The sequence below is a fragment of the Cetobacterium sp. ZWU0022 genome (assembly GCF_000800875.1).
Classification (GTDB): Bacteria; Fusobacteriota; Fusobacteriia; order Fusobacteriales; family Fusobacteriaceae; genus Cetobacterium_A.
In genome coordinates, this window is the sequence record NZ_JRJZ01000164.1 from 1 (window position 1) to 639 (window position 639).

The 639-nt window shown below is 24.7% G+C and carries 1 protein-coding gene; it reads right to left on the minus strand.

Annotated elements, in window-relative coordinates; genetic code table 11:
- Nucleotides 1-160: 160 nt before the first annotated feature.
- The coding region (locus L988_RS11420; RefSeq protein ID WP_047384390.1) for a hypothetical protein at nucleotides 161-639 on the minus strand (479 nt) is incomplete at its 5' end.

Below are 639 nucleotides of genomic sequence, written 5' to 3' on the forward strand. Positions count from 1 at the left end.
TTTTTTATCTGCTTGTGTTGTTGTTTTTGTGTCTTCTTTTGAAATACCTTTTAAATATTTATTTCTTAAAGAATAGTGGTATTTAATTTTATATAAAGCAAGTACAATTATTATTCCAATTAAAAGTAATAATAGTTTTTCCATTTTTTCTCCTAGTATTTTATTTGATAATTCGAGTTGGTTTAGCAGCTATTGAAGTTACTATTGAAGCAAAAATATAGAATATAACAAAATAAATGCCAACATATATATATAAAGCTAAGAATATTAAAATTATAATCATTCCAACAGTACCATATACGAAATTAGTTGTTTTATAAAGATGAATGATATACCCTATTCCTGAAATAATTCCTAATCCTATTAAAAGTTGTCCATTTAAAATATCTCCATTATTTGTTAAAGCTGATTTGTACCATGATTTGCCTACAAAAATGAGAGTTCCAACAACTAATTGAAATCCAATTACTTCTGCTGAAATAAAAGAGCGATTAAATTTTTCTTTACATGATTTATTAAGTTCAGAGATACCATTAAATATAAGACATACAACTAAAAAAATTCCGAATATTTTCAAGACTAACATTAAATCACCTCTATAAGTTTTAAATGAGCTTCCAGGATTATTACCTGGAAGCT